Origin of the sequence: Klebsiella sp. 28 (assembly GCF_018223905.1) — a bacterium.
GTDB lineage: Bacteria > Pseudomonadota > Gammaproteobacteria > Enterobacterales > Enterobacteriaceae > Klebsiella > Klebsiella pneumoniae.
The window spans coordinates 1-954 of sequence record NZ_JAGRQY010000220.1 but is presented as its reverse complement, the minus strand read 5'-3'; the positions used below and the strand labels follow the sequence as shown (position 1 = coordinate 954).

Genomic DNA, 954 nt, shown 5'->3' with positions numbered 1-954 from the left:
TCGGTGAGGAAGGTGCCCAGAAAACGGACACATCCAATTTGCAGGGCAATGCCCAGACGGTTGTGATCACCTCTGCTTTTTCCGATAAATTCCTTGTCTGCTTCATCAAGGTGAAAATATCGTGCCAGCTGAAGCTCATCCGGTTCACCGGTGAATCTGCCATAGCTTTCAGTCTGCTCAGTGGTCAGAAAGTCAACGGGCATATCGGCCTCCCTGCCTGACGGGCATTTAGTAACATTTTTCCAACCGTACGAAATGTTATAAATTATCGGACATCGTAAAACTGTTACATTAATATGTCTATTAAATCGTAAATTTGTAATAATAGACATGAGTTGTCCGATATTCGATTTAAGGTACATTTTTATGCGACTTTTTGGTTACGCTCGGGTCTCAACCAGTCAGCAGTCTCTTGATCTTCAGGTCAGAGCACTCAAAGACGCAGGTGTGAAAGCAAACCGTATATTTACCGATAAGGCATCCGGCAGTTCAACAGACCGGGAAGGGCTGGATTTGCTGAGGATGAAGGTGGAGGAAGGTGATGTCATTCTGGTTAAGAAGCTCGACCGTCTTGGCCGCGACACTGCCGATATGATCCAACTGATAAAGGAATTTGACGCTCAGGGCGTGGCAGTCCGGTTCATTGATGACGGGATCAGTACCGACGGTGATATGGGGCAAATGGTGGTCACCATCCTGTCGGCTGTGGCACAGGCTGAACGCCGGAGGATCCTAGAACGCACGAATGAGGGCCGACAGGAAGCAAAGCTGAAAGGAATCAAATTTGGCCGCAGGCGTACCGTGGACAGGAACGTCGTGCTGACGCTTCATCAGAAGGGCACTGGTGCAACGGAAATTGCTCATCAGCTCAGTATTGCCCGCTCCACGGTTTATAAAATTCTTGAAGACGAAAGGGCCTCGTGATACGCTTATTTTTATAGGTTAATGTCATGA

Annotated in this window: 2 protein-coding genes; one reads left to right on the top strand and one right to left on the bottom strand. The window is 47.9% G+C overall.

What is annotated here, in order from left to right:
- The coding region (locus tag KHQ28_RS26635; protein ID WP_069683818.1) for a DUF4158 domain-containing protein at window positions 1-203 on the bottom strand (203 nt) is incomplete at its 3' end.
- Between the two features lie 163 nt (window positions 204-366).
- Here KHQ28_RS26635 and KHQ28_RS26630 point away from each other — a divergent pair.
- Window positions 367-924: a recombinase family protein gene (locus tag KHQ28_RS26630; protein ID WP_001235713.1), complete on the top strand. Its 558-nt coding sequence runs from the start codon at window positions 367-369 to the stop codon at window positions 922-924.
- Window positions 925-954: the final 30 nt, after the last annotated feature.

Coding starts and splice junctions, on each gene's coding strand:
- KHQ28_RS26630 (WP_001235713.1), top strand. CDS start 367: ATGCGACTTTTTGGTTACGCTCGGGTCTCAACCAGTCAGCAGTCTCTT.